Genomic DNA, 15,548 nt, shown 5'->3' on the forward strand with positions numbered 1-15,548 from the left:
CCTGGGCGTTGTCACCCCGTGTGACCGGCGGCCGAGCGGTTGATCCGTGACCGAAGCAGGCCTACGCTGAACGTAATTGAGGGCCGGAGGAGTCATCCCGGCCCGCGGGGCGTCGCCGTCGTCGATCGCCGCCGTCCACCTGCTGGGGGCACCCATGCAGAACCGCTCAGCCACGGCCGTGGCCGTCTGTTCCTCCGGGCCCGGACGGCTCGACCTCTTCGTCGGTGCACCGGACGGCACGGTACGGCACCGGGTGTTCGACCCCCGGGTGGTCGACGGGGCGTGGAGCGCATGGCGTGACCTCGGGCGTCCCTGGCCCGCACCGGGAGCGCCGGACTTCGACTGGCTGGCCGCGGCCTCGGCGGCCTCGGCGGCGTCGGCGACTTCGGCGGCCTCGGCGAGGCCGGAGGACGGCGGGCCGGTCGAGCTCTTCGCCCTCAGCGCCGCCGGGGAGCTCTGGCACACCCGCCTGCCGGGCGGGGACCGGTCCGGGGACCGGTCCGACCACCGGCCGGAGTGGGAGTCGCGGGGGATGCTCACCGAGGGGCGACCGGCGACGGGCCTCACGGCCGCGGCGACCCAGGCCGGCGACCCCCACGTATTCGCCGATGTCCTCGCAGACGCCTCCGACGAAGCCGCTGCACGGGAGCTCGTCCACTGGCGCCCGGTCAGCGGGCCGCTCCCACTGCGCCCCGAGGGCTGTACCCCCGGGCTCTCGGCGGCGGTGTCGGCTGCCCCCGGCCGGCTGGACCTCCTCGTCGTCGGCACCCGGGAGCGCGCCCGGGACGGCACCCGCGAACACCGCCTGTTCCGTGGCCGGTTGGCGGCCGGCCGCTCCGCGGAGTGGGAGGAACTGGGCAGCCTGCCCGACCAGGGTCGGGCGTCCTTCACCTGTCTCGCGGCCACGGAGCGCGACGTCTTCCTGGGCGGCGATGACGGTCTGTGGCACTGCGCGCTCGACCCCCACCCCGGCCCCGGGCCGCTCCTCTGGGAGAACCTGGGCGGGGACCTCAGCTCCGGAGCCGCCGACGGCCCCGCCCGCCCCGCCCTGGCCGCCGTGGACGCCGGGCACGGCCGCACCGACGTCTTCGCCGTCTGGGCCGGTTCCGCCCTGATGCACCGCTGGTTCGACACCGTCTGGTCCGACTGGCAGCTGATCGACCTGCTGGGCACCGCAGCCGGCGCGGCCGCCACCTCCCCCGGTTACACCGTGCTGCGCCCGGAGGACCTGGTCACCCTGACCGTGCGGACCGTCGGGCTCACCGAGCACGTCCAAGCCGACGGCTCCGTCCAGCTGGTGGCCGGTGCCGGCGGTGGCAGCCTGATCGCGGAGTTCCCGGCGCAGCACCTGGCCGAGACGGTCCCGGCCGCCGGCTCCTCGACCAGTCAGGGGTACCTCGCCGGTCCCTCGCGCCTCTGCTTCGCCGTCGGCGGCCAGGACCGGGTCACGCTCACCGTGGACGGCCTGCTCGACGCGATGAACCGCCTCACCCTGGTCACCGAACCGTCCTCCTCCTCCGGCGCCGAGGTGACCACCCTCGAACTCCCCTGGCGCCTGCTGCTCACCCTCGGCAAGGGCACCGGGTGCACCCACCGCACGCTGCCCGCCGCGAGCACGGGCGGCGGCGTCGAGCTGTGGCACAGCCGGCTCTCCGGCCCCGGCCCCGGCCCCGGACCCGGCCCTGGCCCCGGCCGCCCGCTGGTGGTGCACCCCGTCCGGGTGGCGCCCGGCGTCTCGGACCCGAACACCCCGCTGGGCGCCTGGCTGGACAAGATCGTCGCGACCGCGGCGCTGCACCCGGACCAGCCGCCGACGGTCGACCGCCTGGTCCTGAGCGCCTACGGGGCCCGGTTCACCGCCGCCGCGCACTGGCCCGACCTGGAGTGGAGCCATGACGCCGCGCTGGGCCGGGACTTCTACGTCCGGATCGCCGCCACCGGCGCCCTCTTCCCCTTCGGTCACCGGGCGGCCTACGTGGAGCTGATCGAGCGGCACTTCGACCGGACCGGCCCCGCCGTGGCCGCGCTGCGCCGGCGATCCTTCCTGATCGTCACCGAGCCGGTGCGCGAGTACGGCATCGGCGCGGGCGGCGCGTACGAGCGGGCATTCCCGTTCCAGCAGGTCACGATCGGCCCGGGCCAGGCCGACGAGCTGGACATCGCCTCCTGGATCACGCTCGACCCGGCGTCCTGCACCGCGCGGTGCTTCTGGCCGACCGACGGCGGCCGGCCCGTCGTGTTCACCCTGCAGGCCCGGGCGGGCGGCGCGTGGGTGGAACTGCACCTGCCGCTGCTGTTCGCCGAGCAGGCGGCGACCGGCGCCGGCTGCGCCGCGGCCCTCGACGGGGTGTACGGGCGCGGCCCCGGTACCGGGTTCCTGGCGGGCCTGGGACGGCCCGTCTCCGAGGTCGGCAGCCGCATCCCGCTGGCCATGGTGTCGCCGACGCAGGCCGCCGACGGCGCGGTGCAGGAGGTGCAGTCGATGACCTTCGGCGGCCTCGGGGTGGCGGTGCCCACCGGCGTGGGCTTCCACCCGCAGGTGACGCGGCTGGACGTGGGCCTGCCCGCGGTGCGCCAGCTCCTCGGCCCGATGCCGCCGGTCCCGGCGACGTTCGCGAAGGCGCTGCTCGACCCGCCGGCGGGGGCGCCGCCGGCCGACACCCTGCTCGACCTCCTCGAACCGAAGCCCCTCGACTTCGGCGCGGCCGGGGCGCGGGCGGGAACGCTGGCCGCCCCCAACCTGACGATGACCAAGGTCTCGCGCACGCTCGGCCCGGCCGTCGCCGACGCGCTCCCGACGGATCCGAAGAAGCTCTTCGCCGAGGACGCGACCCTGTTCGGGGTGGTCCCGCTGCGCGACATCATCTCCGTCGTCAAGGACCAGCCGAAGCTGCTGTGGACCGAGGACGGCGGCAACCCGTCGGCGAAACTGACCTGGCACCAGCCGCTGTTGACGGACTTCGCGCCGTTCTACCACGGGAACACCTCGGCGGTGGACCTCGAAGTGGTGTCCCGGCTCGTCGCCGGCAAGCCCGGACTGCACGCCACCGGCGTGATCAACGACTTCACCCTGGCGATCCCGCAGCGGGGCGACGCCGCGCTGGTCACCCTGGTCTTCACCTCGGTGACCTTCACCGCCGACGCCGGCCAGAGCCTGAACCTCGACGTCAAGCTGGCCGACGTCCGGCTCAACGGGAACCTGTCCTTCCTGGCGACGCTGGCCAAGCTGATCCCGCAGGCCGGGCGCGGCGGCCCGCGGATCGACGTGTCGGCCACCGAGGTCAGGGCCTCGTACGCGCTCGCCGTGCCCAGCTCCGGGCTGATGGTGTTCAGCCTGCAGAACCTCACCGTGCAGATCGGCGTCACGCTCTCCCTGACCAACCAGCCCGTCCTGGTGGACTTCGCCTTCGGCACGCGCGAACGGCCGTTCCTGGTCACCGTGTCGGGCTTCGGCGGCGGCGGGTACCTGGAGGTCGAGCTGAGCGCGGGCGGGGCGCACAGCGGCCTGCAACGGGTCACCGGCGGGATCGAGTTCGGCGCCGCCATCGTCATGGACTTCACCATCGCGTCCGCGGAGGTCCACGTCTTCGGCGGGGTCGTCTTCACCCAGCGCGGCAGCGACTGCGAGATCACCGGGTACCTGCGGATCGGCGGCAGCGTCTCGCTGCTGGGGCTGATCACCGTCTCGGTCGAGCTGACGCTCAGCCTGACGTACGACAGTCATTCCAATACGTTGAGCGGATCGGCCAAGCTCGTCGTCACGATCGACCTCACCTTCTGGTCCACCTCCGTGACGCTGGAGTGCCACAAGAGCTTCGGCGGGTCGTCCTCCCTCGGCTCCCCCGGCTCCCTCGGGCCGGGCGGGGCCGCGGCGGCGGTCGCCGGCCCCGCGTCGTCGGTGGAGACCGCGCTCGGGCCGCAGGGGCCGTCGTTCCCCTGGCAGGCCTACTGCCGGGCGTTCGCGGGCAGTTAGGGAGCGAACCCATGGACCCCACCGACCCCGGCACCGCCTCCGGCCCGACCTCCCCGACCGACCCCAGCTCCGCCTCCGGCCGCTCGTCGGCGGCCTGCCCGCCCGTGTCCGCCACCGGCCTGCAGCGCCAGTTCGTCTGGACCGTGATCCCGTCCGGCCGGGTGGTGCCGCCGACCGCCGGCCAGACCGAGCCGATGGCCCTGCTGTCGGTCCTGCTGACCCCGCGGCTGCTCGGGCCGGCCACGGGCCGGCTCACCGTCGCGGGCTTCGGGATGCAGGGCTGGCCGCAGCGGCTCGCCGCCGTCAGCCTCGGGATCCTGCGCGGCCAACAGCCGATCCCGGCGGTCCCGGTGCCGTACACCGCACTCGACAAGACCACCGTCCGGTTCACCCCCGCCGAACAACTCGCTGCCTGGAACGCCCTGTTCACCCCCGGCATGCTGGTCCGGCCCTACCACGCCACCTCCTACGACGGACGCGACACCCGCGCCTTCCCTGCCGGGGCGGCCGGTGCGGAGGTCCGCGGCATCTACACCGCCACCGCCCAGGCCCACGCCGCCCACGCCGTCCAAGCCGCCCAGGCCGGGCACCGGGGGCTCGTGCCCGAGGACGACCCCGCGCTGCAGGCCGCCCTGCAGACGATCAGCGAGCAGTGGCAGACCGGCCTGCGCACGCTCGACGGCGGGCCGGTGCCGGCCCCCGCCGACCAGCCCGCCCTCGCCCAGGCCTACGCCTTCTACCGGCGCACCGGCGCCGGCTTCACCCCGCTGACCAGGCACACCGAGGCCGCACCCGAGAGCGAGTTCCACGACACCGTCGTGCACCTCGCCGACCACCCCGTGCTGCTGCGGGCGCTCGGCCTGCTGATCGACCTGGCCGTGCCCGCCTCCCGGCTCACCCCGACCGCCACGAGCCCGGCGGAACTGCACGCCGTGCCGCACTGGCCCAACCCCGACCCGAACCCGCCCCCCGGCTGGACCGCCGCCACCCAGTGCGACCTCACCCCGGCCACCGCCTACACCCTCACCGGGACGCGCTTCGTTCCCGCGCCCGGAGCCGGCCCGGCCGGCACGGCCTTCAGCCAGGGACTCCTGCCGATCGACGGGGCCGGCCTGGCCCCCTCCCACAACGCCCGCTACGAGGTGATGACCTTCGACGTGGACGGCGCCGCCCTCCGCCTGGTCAGCGCCGCCCAGTCGGACGGCGCCACGGCCCCGGCCGGACGGACGAGCCCGCCCGGCGCACTACCCGCCCTGCACTCCACGGGCTTCGCGCTGGTGGACCGCGGCCGGGAGGACGAGCACCGCAAGCAGCTCCAGCGGGCCCAGCAGCGCGCGACCCCCGCCGGCCTGCTCGCCACCGCCCTCACGGCGGACGCCCTCCTCGGCGGCTACCGGATGGACGTGCGCCAGGGCCCGACCGGCCCGTGGCGCTCACTCTGCCGGCGCCGGCTGCACTACACGATCGGCGGCCTGCCGTTCGGCCCGGCGCCGTCCGCCGGCCTGCTCGACGAGGGCTACCTGCGGCCCGGCCCGGTCACCACCGGCGCCGGCCCGAACGACGCGCTGTACCTGCACCAGACGGTGGCCCGCTGGGACGGCTGGAGTCAGGTCGCCCCGAGACCCGAGCGGACCGTGGCCACCGGCGACGCGATGCCGGTCCGGGCGGCGCCGGCCCTCGACGCGGTGGTGGAGTGCGACCCCGGCTCGCTGCCCAGCCTGCGCTTCGGCGAGGACTACTGGCTGCGGGTCAGGATCGCCGACCTCGCCGGCGGCGGGCTCCACCCCGACGAGGCCGGGCCCACCGAGGCACAGACGGACAAGCTCACCTACCTGCGCTACGAGCCGCTGTCACCCCCCGAACTGGTCCCCACCCGGCCCTTCGAGGACGGCGACGGCCAGGACCGCATGGTCATCCGCAGCGACCGCGGCGTGACCCCGAGCGCCTACGCGGCCCTCCACGGCTACCGCCCCTACGACCTGCGCCACCTGCTGCCCCCCAAGTGCTCCCTCGCCCTGGCGATGCAGTACGACGGCGGCTTCGACACCGCCCTCGGCCCCGACGCCCCCGCCGCGGAGGTCAAGCGGCTCTTCGAGGTCGCCAAACGGGCGGACCGCGAACTCGGGGACGTCACCGGTGCACAGGTCATCGGGGCCGACCCGGCCTCCGGCGTGCCACAGCCGTACGTCACCGTGCCCGAGACCGAGGTCGTGCTGCCCTGGCTGGCCGACCCGAGCGGAGCCTTCATCGCCCTCAACGCCCAGCCCCGGCCGATCGAGGCGAACGGTCGGCCCGGGGAGATCGTCCCCCGGTACGGGCAGCCGGTGCTCGCCGCCTGGCAGGGCGCCTGGCCGGACCGCCAGACGGCCTCCGTACGGCTCACGGACGCCCAGGCCGGCTGCACGGTCAGCCAGCTGGACGCCCGGCACCTGGCCGTCGCCCTCGGCCCCGCCCAGCAGGTGACCTTCGACATCCCGTCCTGCCTGCCGTACAAGCACGTCCAGCTGTTCGGCATCGCCCTCTGGCTGGGCGTCGACCCGCAGGACCCGGCCACTTTCCAGGACATCGTGTTCGGCAGGAACCGGCTGGTCACCCCGCCGCGCACGGTCACCCTCGTCCACGCGGTGCAACGCCCGCTGAGCGACCCGACCGGGCAGCTGGCCGCCCAGCGCAAGGCCGGCGACCACGACACCGTGCTCGGGACGGACGGGCTGTCCCTGCACATCGCCAGCACCGGACGGATCGACCTCCACGCCGAATGGACCGACCACGAGGACGCCCCGCCCGCCGCACCGGCGGTCACCCGGCGGATGGCGCACGTCGGCTCCTACGAGGTGCAGCACCTGCCGCCCCGGCAGGCGCTCCCGGTCATCCGCCAGGAGTTCGGCGACACCCGCCACCACCGGGTGAGCTACGCCGTGACGGCCGTCTCGCGCTTCGAGGACTGCTTCGGACGCGTCCTCAAGGCCGACCCCGCCGCCTGCCTCGCCCGGGGAACGCTCGCCGACACCGACGTGCCGAGCTCCGCCCGGCCCCCCGCCCCCGCCTTCCAGTACGCCATGCCCACCTTCCGCTGGAGCCAGACCGTGGACGGACAGCAGACCCTCACCCGCCTCCGCCAGGGCGGCGGCCTGCGGGTCTTCCTCGCCCGGCCCTGGTTCGCCACCGGCGACGGCGAGGTGCTGGCCGTGCTCACCTACCCCACCGGGCTGGCCCCCGACGCGGCACTGCGCTTCGTCGGCGTCGCCGGGCGCGACCCGGTCCGGGACACCGGCTCACCGGTGGGCGTCCTCACCCGCGACCAGATCGGCGCACCCGACCGGGCCCAGGTCACCCTCCCGGAAGTGCAACGGCTGCTCGACGCGGCGCTGTACCCGGTCGAGTTCGACGCACAGGGCGACCGCTGGTACGCCGACCTCGACCTGTCCCCGCTGGTCGCCTCCTCCTACTTCCCGTTCGTCCGGCTCGCCCTGGCCCGCTACCAGCCGTACACCGTCACCGACGCCCCCGACGTGTCGCCGGTGGCGCTGACCGAACCCGTCCAACTCCCGCCGCACCGGCGGCTGTCCGTCACCCGCGCCGCCGGGCGGGCGACCGTCGTCCTGGACGGGCTCGGCCCCGGCGGCCCGGGCAACCTCGTCCGGACCGAACTGCAGGTCCGGGACACCGCGGCGGCCGCGGCAGCCGGCGTCTCCGGATGGACCACCCTCTCCGACAGCCGGGCCCTGCTCGGCCAGACCAGCGTCATCAGCATCCCCGACACCGGAGCACGGCCGCAGCGGCTCGTCGTCCGGGAGTTCGAGACCCAGCCCGTCCCCGCGACCGGGGACGGCACCGGCCGGCCGGTGTACGTCGACATCGTCCCGCTCGGGACGTGGTGAGCGGACACCCGGCGCGACCCCGGAAGAGCCCGCGGGCCGACAGAAGCCAGAGAAGGCAATCATGCAACCGACGTTCCAGATGTTCCCCGCCACCGGCCAGCTCAGGCTCACGACCCAGGCCACCAGCGGGCTGGTCCCCTTCCTCGTCGACCCCACGGTGAACCCCTGGTTCCTGCGCGTGGTGGCCATCGGCCCGAACTGCGCGGCCCTGCGCGGCCGGGCACCGGACATCGAACTCCGGGCGGACACGGGGCTGATCACGGCCGTCACGCCCGCTCCCGAGACGGCAACCATCCCCGACGGGAACGGCAACCCGGTCGCCAAGGCCTCCTGGGTCCGGGACGACACCGACGTGTTCACCGTGAAGCTGGACATCCTCAGCCTGGGCGTGGCCCACACCTGGCAGCTCAGGCTCACCAACACCGACCCTCAGGAGCTCGGGTTCGTCTGGACCTCGGCCGGAGACGTGGTGGACGCCACCCGGCCACGGCTGGCCATGGCCAACTCGGTCGAGGCGAAACCGGTTTCGGGCTTCGCCCCGGACGACGTCACGGTGCCCGTCGCCAACATCGGCCCCGGACCACTGACCCTCACCGACCCGGTCGGAACAAAGCTCGGCGCCGGCTTCGTCCTGAAGGTCCGCCCGGACACCGTCGCGCCCAACGCCTGCGACACGCTCGTGCTCGGAGTGGCCCCCATCGTGGGTGCCTTGGCCGGGCCGCCGCAGCACGCGACCTTCGTACTGGCCTGCGACGACCCGGTGAACGCGGAGAAGACGCTCCAACTCACCCGGACCGAAGTGGGCAAGACCCACGCGGACACCAAGAACGTGCACAAGGACCACAAGGACGACAAGGACGAAGTAGACATCACCAAGGGCCACGGCCCGCCCGAGGTCGTGCTCACCGCCGCTTCGCAAGCCCACTTCATCGGGTCGGAGCTGCGCCCCGACCTGTCGGAGAGCGCCCTGCGCGACGAGGACCCGGACCCGGGGGAGGGGGAGGGCCAGGGCCGGTGACCGTGCAACCCGTGTTCCACATGTTTCCTGACACCGGCCGGCTCAGGCTCGCGTCCCAGGCCACCGGCGGGCTGGTCCCCTTCCTCGTCGACCCCACGGTGACGCCGTGGTTCCTGCAGGTGGTGGCGATCGGGCCGAACTGCGCGGCCCTGGGCGGCCGGGCGCCGGACCTCGAACTGAAGGTGGACAAGGGGCTGATCACGTCCGTCCCGGCCGCTCCCGAGACGGCGCCCGTCAACGACGGGGCCGGACACCGGGTGGCCACGGCCTCTTGGACCAGGGACACCGACGACGTGTTCACCGTGGAGGTGGACATGGCGGGCCTGGGCGTCGCCCGCACCTGGCAGCTGAGGGTCATCAACACCGACCCCGAGGAACCCGGGTTCGTGTGGACCTCGGCGGGATCGGTGCAGGACGCGACCCACCCCCGGCTGGTGATGGAGCCCAGGGTCGAGGTGGAGGTGCAAGTGGGCTTCGCCGTCCCGGACGTCACGGTGCCCGTCGCCAACATCGGCACCGGGCCGCTGATCTTCACCGACCCGGTCAAGACGGACCTCGGGGCCGGCTACTCCCTGAAGAGCCGCCCGGACAGCGTCGCGCCCAACTCCTGCGACGCGCTCGTGCTGGCCGTGACCAAGGACTCCTTCCACGGGCCGTCACTCGTGGAGCCCTTCGTCCTGGACTGCAACGAGCCGGTGAGCGTGAACAAGACGCTCCTGCTCACGCGCCTCCAGACCCCGTTCGGTCCGCTGCTCACCGACCGGCCCGCCGTTCGGCCCACCGATCGACCCACCGATCGACCCACCGGCGAAGGGTAGGCGCCGCATGTGGCTCGTGCTCTGCGACCCGCGCGACCGGGCGGCGCTGTGGGCGTACGCCGGGCTGCGGGCGCGCGGGCTGGCGCCACTGGAACTGCTGTCCCCACAGGCCCTGGTCGGCTCCCCGCGGACGGTGCACCGCATCGACCGGTACGGCGCCCGCTTCGAGGTGGGCCTGCCCGACGGGCGCGTGCTGGCCAGCGATGACGTCGACGGGGTGCTCAATCGGGCGGTCGGCGTGGCCGTCGGGCCCGCGCCGCCCGGCACCGTGTCCGACACCTTGTCCGACACCTTGTCCGGCACCGAGGGGGAAACCAAGGACGACCGGGGCGAGGCCGGCTACGTGCAGGAGGAGTTGAACGCCCTGCTGCTCAGCCTGCTCACCTGCCTCGCCCCGGTCTCGGTCAACCGCCCCACCGCGAGCGGCCTGTACGGGCCCTGGCGCTCGGCGGCGGAGTGGACCGTGCTCGCGGCCCGGGCCGGGCTGGTGGTGTCGCCACTACGGCTGACCGACCGACCGGGGGAGGCCCCGCAACGGGCGGCGGCCGCCGTGACCGGGCGCGTGCTGGTGCTCGGCGGGCACGTGTGCGGCGCGCCCGCCGACGAGGATCCGGAGGCGTACGCCCGGCTCGCCCGGCTGGCCGGCACCGAACTGCTGGGCATCGACGTGGTGGGGCCCGAACTGCCGGGCACCGACGTGCCCCCCGACGGCGGCAACCACCGGACGGTCTTCGGCGGGGCGGACCCCCTGCCCGACCTCCGGGTCGGCGGCGAGGCCTTCCTCGACCGTCTGCTGGACCACCTCAAGGGGCTGTCCCCGGGCCCCCGATGATCGTCGTCTGCGGCATCGCCAGTGAGTCGCCGATCGCCCGGGTCACCGCAGCGCTCGACGAGCTCGGGCTGCCCCACACCATGCTCCACCAACGACGCTTCCTGGAGCTGCCGTTCGAGCTGGAGGTGAGCGGAACCGGGGTCCGGGGGCACCTGCTCGACCACGGCACGTCCGTCGACCTCGCCGCCGTCACCGGCATCTACACCCGGCTGACGGACTGGCGGGTACTGCCCGAGGTACGGGCGGCGGGCGAGGAGACCGTCCGCCGGTGCCGGAGCTGGCACCAGGCCGTCGGCACCTGGATCGAACTGGCCCCGGGGCGCGTGATGAACCGGGCGACCGCGACCATGTCCAACCTGTCGAAGCCGTACCAGGCCCAGCTGATCGCCCGGGCCGGGTTCCGGGTGCCGGAGACCCTGGTCACCAACGACCCCGAACTCGTCCACGAGTTCAGGGCGCGCCACGGCATGCTGGCCTACAAGTCGATCAGCAGCGTCCGCTCGATCGTCCGGATCCTCGACCGGGCCGCGCTCGACCGGCTGCCGCTCATCCGCTCCTGCCCGGTGCAGTTCCAGCGCTACGTCCCCGGCACCAACCTCCGGGTGCACACCGTGGCCGGTCGGCTGTTCGCGACCCTGATCCGGACCGACCGGGTGGACTACCGCTACGCCCACCAGGACGGCGGCCGGGCCGAACTCTCCGCGTGGCAGCCGCCCGAGGACCTGGCCGGGCGGTGCCTGCTGCTGGCCGAGGGACTAGGGCTGGACTTCGCCGGCATCGACCTGCTCCTGGGCGACGACGGCGAGGTCTACTGCTTCGAGGTCAACCCCAGCCCCGCGTTCAGCTACTTCGAGGCGCACACCGGCCAGCCGATCGCCCGCGCCGTCGCCCGCGCCCTCGCGGACCGCTGACGGACCGGCCCGAGACCGGCTCCGGCTACGGCCGCAACAGCCGCTCCAGCACCCGGCCGAAGACGAGCCGGCCCACGGCAGCGACGAGCGGATCGGCGAAGCGCGGCAGCCCGGCGATCAGCAACTCCTCCGCCCAGACCACCTCGCTGCCGCCGCCCACCGCCCGTACGCGCAGCACGGCCCCTCCGCGGACCGGGCGGCCGCGCTTGACCAGTCGGCAGAGCCCGTCGCGTCCGGGCCCGGGCGCGACCAGTTCGACGATCTCCATCGGATCGTCGAAGCGCAGCGGCCCGAAGGCCGTCCGGGCCAGGACCACGTCGCCCGCCTCCCGGCCGGTGCCCCGGGCCACCCCGACCCGGGTGAACGGCACCCGCTCCCCGTGCCGGGGCCAGGCGGTCAGCCGCTCCCAGCAGCGGGCGGGCGGCAGCGGCGAACGGCGGGTCAGGACGAAGCGGGCCATGGGCCCACCGTAGTGCCGCCCGGCCGACCCGCCGGGCGGCGGCTGCCTGGCTCAGCCGCGCGCGACGCCGCTGGGACTGCGACTCTCGCCCGTGAGCGAGGCCGAGGGCGCCGGGAGGTGCGCCTGCTGGTCCGGCGGGTAGAACTGCCGGGCCCAGTGCCGCATCGCGCCGATCGGCCCGTCGCCGGGGGCGAGCCTGGGCGGCGACAGGTACTTCTTGGTGGACCAGATCGGGAAGTCGGCGGCGGTGAATTCCAGGTTGCGCTTGAACATCGGCCCGGCCAGCATCGCGGTGACCGCGCGGCTGACGGTGCGGGCGAGGACCGGGGGCAGGCCGGCCGGCTCGCGCATGACGAAGCGGCTCGCCTGCCGCAGCTGCATCCGGCCGGGGGCGACCTGGGTGGCCATCACCAGCGAGCAGATCTCCAGGCCGAGCGAGGGCGTGCGGACGTCGGTGTGCAGCGCGGTGAGGCCGTACCCGTCGACCTCGACGTCGACCTGCCGCAGGCCGAGCAGCGGGAAGGTCTCCTGCACCCGCATCGAGATGTGGAAGCGGGTGCCGTCGAATTCCACCGGCGCCGCCAACTCGCCCTGGGGCCAACCGTGCAGGGTGACGAAGTGGCCCAGGTCGAAGGAGTTCTCCATGACGTCCTGGGCGTAGCCGGGCATCTCGAAGGAGGCGTGGCGCAGTGGCTGCCGGCCGTCGTCGAGGACGTGCCAGGACGGGACCTCCCAGTCCGGTTCCCGGCCGTCGTGGTGGCGCCAGACGAGGACCGCCTCGTTCACCTCGCGCACCGGCAGCTGTGCCAGGGCGGCCTTCGGCGGCGGGGTGCCGTATCCGGTGCGCACGCAGTGGCCGTCGGCGTCGAAGGCGAAGCGGTGGAAGGGGCAGACCAGGTCGTCGTCTTCCACCGCCGCCAGGCCGAGGTGGGCGCCCAGGTGCGGGCAGTACGGGCGGATGGCCCGCAGTCGGCCGTTCCGCATCCGGTACAACACGACGTCCTCACCGGCGAGTTGGCGGGTGAGAACGGTGCCGGGCGGCAGCTCGGCGGAGAAGGCGAGTGCGGACCAGCCGTCGGGGTAGGGCAGCGCCGGTGGCAGGGCGAGGTCGGCCGCGGTGGGGCGGTCGCTGACGGGGTGGACGTGCTTGTGGGACACGCGCATGAACTCTCCTGTCGGGGTCCGTCCGGCGCCGCCCCTCCCAGGCGATTAGCGCTCGAACAGAATGCATTTCAGATGCTAGCCACGGATCGTGAGCACGCGCACGTCCAACTTCCCCAGAGAGGTGGAAGTCTGATGATCAGTCAGATCCGGCAGTCGAATCGAAGCGGTCAAAGCTTGGTAAATTCCGGTCGACCCCCTGGATGTGCCATTGCACATGTCACATCATGCTCTCCATGAGAAAAGCCACCGCCCTGTTCGCGGCCGTCACGGCCGTCGCCGCCCTCGGCGGAACCTCCGCCTCCGCCGCCGGGCCGGACGCCACCGACCTGGTGGACACCGGCCAGGGAAAGCTCGTCTGGAGCTCCTGCAACGACGCCACCGCCCCCGCGCTGCAGTGCGCGATGCTCGACGTGCCGGTCGACTACACCGACCCGCACGGGCGGAAGATCAGCATCAAGCTGAACCGGCTCCCCGCCACCGCGCCCAAGGACAAGCAGCAGGGCCCGATCCTGCTCAACCCCGGCGGCCCCGGCGACTCCGGTCTCTGGATGCCCGCGTACATCTCCGGCCAGATCCCGGCGGACGTCGCCTCGACCTACGACTGGATCGGCTTCGACCCGCGCGGCACCAACGGCAGCGACCCCCATGTGGTCTGCGACGCCCACTACTTCGACGGCGAGCGCCCCGACTACCAGGTGAGCCAGGGCACTTCCAAGGTCTGGCTGAAGAAGGCAGCCGGCTACGCCGCCGACTGCGCGGCCGACTGGTCCTGGCTGCTGCCGCACATGAGCACCGTCGACAATGCCCGCGACATGGACAGCATCCGCCGGGCGCTCGGAGTCCCGAAGATCAACTTCTACGGCGGCTCCTGGGGCACCTCGCTCGGCTCCACCTACGGCCAGCTGTTCCCCTCGCACGTGCGCCGGATGGTGCTGGACAGCATCGTCGGACCGACCATCAGCTGGTACGACCACAACATCCTGCAGGACAAGGAACACCAGCGCCGCTTCGACGCCTTCGCCGCCTGGACCGCCAAAGCCGATTCCGTCTACCACCTGGGCACCGACGCCGCCGCCGTGGAGCAGGCCTACCACCAGGTCGAGGACGCCCTGCGCAAGGACCCGGTCGACGCCGCCCCCGCCCCCGGCAGGATCGGCCCGGCCGAGTTCGAGGACACCTTCTACGGCGGCGGCTACAACTTCCTGCGCTGGCCCCGGATGGCCACCGTCCTCTCCGCGTACGTCACCCAGCACGACACCCGCCCGCTGAACATCGCCTACAACCGGTACGCGGCCCCGGGCGCCGACGACGGCGCCTTCCCGGCCTACAACGCGGCGCAGTGCACCGAGAACGCCTGGCCGCGCGACTGGGAGGTCTGGAAGAAGGACCAGGCGAAGGTCGACGCCGTCGCGCCCTTCTACACCTACAACAACATGTGGTACAACGCCGCCTGCATGTTCTGGCCGTACCAGGGCAACCCGGCCGGCCGGCTGAAGATCACCGGTAAGGGCCTGCCCCCCGTGCTGCTCTTCCAGGCCACCGAGGACGCCGCCACCCCGTACGAGGGCGGCCTCGCCATGCACGACGCGCTGCCCGGCTCCAGGCTCGTCGTCCAGAACGGCGGCAGCTTCCACGAGATCCTCTTCCACGGCAACGCCTGCCTGGACGACACCTTCACCGCCTATCTGCGCGACGGCAGCCTGCCCCAGGGCAAGGGGCGGATCGCCAAGACCTGCGCGCCCGAAGCCGATCCGGCGCCGGTGTACGTGACCCCGCCGCCGGCGACCGCCAAGGCCGCGCCGCCGGCCGGGCTCGCCCCGACGGACCCGGAGGCCGTGCGCGGCGTCCTGCGGTAGCCGTCCGCGCCGAACCGGGGGGGCGGCCGCTTCCGTGAACCGGGGCGGCCGCCTCCGGCCAGTGGCACGGGCCGGGTGCGCCGGGGCGTGCGCCGGTGCGCCGGGTCGGTGACTTCACCCAATTCACCGGACGGGAAAGCGAGTTGGCGCCCGGCGTGGATGTGGTGGAGCATGGGCGGGGGCCCCGGTCCGTCGCGGCGCGCATGCGCCGCGGCCGAGGCGTCCTGCGCGTGCTGGGGGAGGAGGCGGGTCCGGTGAATCCGGTCGAACGTCCGTTTCTGGTCCGAGGAAGGGCGGTCCCCCTGGCCAGGTACCTGGCCGAGGAGGACATCGAGGGACTGGTGGCCTGCTCCTGCATCGGGAACGAGGTGAGCATCGAGCTCGCGGACACCCGGATCCTGGTGAGCCTGGTCGACGTGGCCGACGTGATGCGGCTCAACTTCCACATGGTCCAGGACGGCCCGGCCAAGCCCCGCTCCTGGTCGCGCCGGATGCCCCTCGGCACCACCCCGCGGGAGATCGCGGCCCGCATCGCGCTGGACGTCCGCACCCTGGAGCGCGAGTTGGCGCCGCTGCGGCGCCGCCCGCCGGTCGTCCCGTCGCAGCGCCGCCCGCACTGACCGGGCGCACCGGCG

10 protein-coding genes are annotated in these 15,548 nt (G+C 73.8%); 8 read left to right on the plus strand and 2 right to left on the minus strand.

All coding sequences use genetic code 11. The features are described from left to right. The first annotated feature begins 76 nt into the window (after window positions 1-76). The 6 genes from BX285_RS22960 (at window position 77) to BX285_RS22985 (ending at window position 11,433) form a co-directional block, all read left to right on the plus strand. Window positions 77-3,973, plus strand: a complete 3,897-nt coding sequence (locus BX285_RS22960; RefSeq protein WP_259470646.1) for a hypothetical protein — start codon at window positions 77-79, stop codon at window positions 3,971-3,973. Between the two features lie 11 nt (window positions 3,974-3,984). Further along, on the plus strand, window positions 3,985-7,854 hold the full coding sequence (locus tag BX285_RS22965; protein ID WP_259470647.1) for a hypothetical protein: 3,870 nt from the start codon (window positions 3,985-3,987) through the stop codon (window positions 7,852-7,854). A 61-nt stretch (window positions 7,855-7,915) separates the two neighbouring features. Next, the gene (locus BX285_RS22970; RefSeq protein WP_147465215.1) at window positions 7,916-8,872 is read left to right on the plus strand and encodes a hypothetical protein; all 957 of its coding nucleotides are present in this window, start codon (window positions 7,916-7,918) and stop codon (window positions 8,870-8,872) included. Window positions 8,873-8,892: 20 nt separating this feature from the next. Beyond that, the gene (locus BX285_RS22975) at window positions 8,893-9,690 is read left to right on the plus strand and encodes a hypothetical protein (RefSeq protein WP_147465216.1); all 798 of its coding nucleotides are present in this window, start codon (window positions 8,893-8,895) and stop codon (window positions 9,688-9,690) included. Window positions 9,691-9,697: 7 nt separating this feature from the next. After that, window positions 9,698-10,522, plus strand: a complete 825-nt coding sequence (locus tag BX285_RS22980) for a hypothetical protein (protein WP_121176969.1) — start codon at window positions 9,698-9,700, stop codon at window positions 10,520-10,522. Beyond that, window positions 10,519-11,433 (plus strand): RimK family alpha-L-glutamate ligase, encoded by a 915-nt coding sequence (locus BX285_RS22985; protein WP_121176971.1) that lies wholly within the window; start codon window positions 10,519-10,521, stop codon window positions 11,431-11,433. Before BX285_RS22980 ends, BX285_RS22985 begins: the two co-directional genes overlap by 4 nt. A 25-nt stretch (window positions 11,434-11,458) precedes the next feature. On the opposite strand, the gene BX285_RS22990 is transcribed toward BX285_RS22985, so the two are convergent. Continuing rightward, window positions 11,459-11,893 carry an Immediate-early protein 2 gene (locus BX285_RS22990; protein WP_097239713.1) on the minus strand — a complete coding sequence of 145 codons (435 nt, stop codon included), beginning with the start codon at window positions 11,891-11,893 and terminating at the stop codon, window positions 11,459-11,461. A 51-nt stretch (window positions 11,894-11,944) separates the two neighbouring features. After that, entirely contained in the window at window positions 11,945-13,057 is a 1,113-nt protein-coding gene (locus tag BX285_RS22995) for a Rieske 2Fe-2S domain-containing protein (RefSeq protein ID WP_121176974.1), read from the minus strand. A gap of 233 nt (window positions 13,058-13,290) precedes the next feature. Between BX285_RS22995 and BX285_RS23000 the strand changes: the two genes are divergently transcribed. After that, on the plus strand, window positions 13,291-14,913 hold the full coding sequence (locus BX285_RS23000) for an alpha/beta hydrolase (protein ID WP_121177857.1): 1,623 nt from the start codon (window positions 13,291-13,293) through the stop codon (window positions 14,911-14,913). A 254-nt stretch (window positions 14,914-15,167) separates the two neighbouring features. Next, entirely contained in the window at window positions 15,168-15,533 is a 366-nt protein-coding gene (locus BX285_RS23005) for a hypothetical protein (protein ID WP_143685881.1), read from the plus strand. Window positions 15,534-15,548: the final 15 nt, after the last annotated feature.

This window comes from Streptomyces sp. 1114.5 (assembly GCF_003635085.1).
GTDB lineage: Bacteria > Actinomycetota > Actinomycetes > Streptomycetales > Streptomycetaceae > Kitasatospora.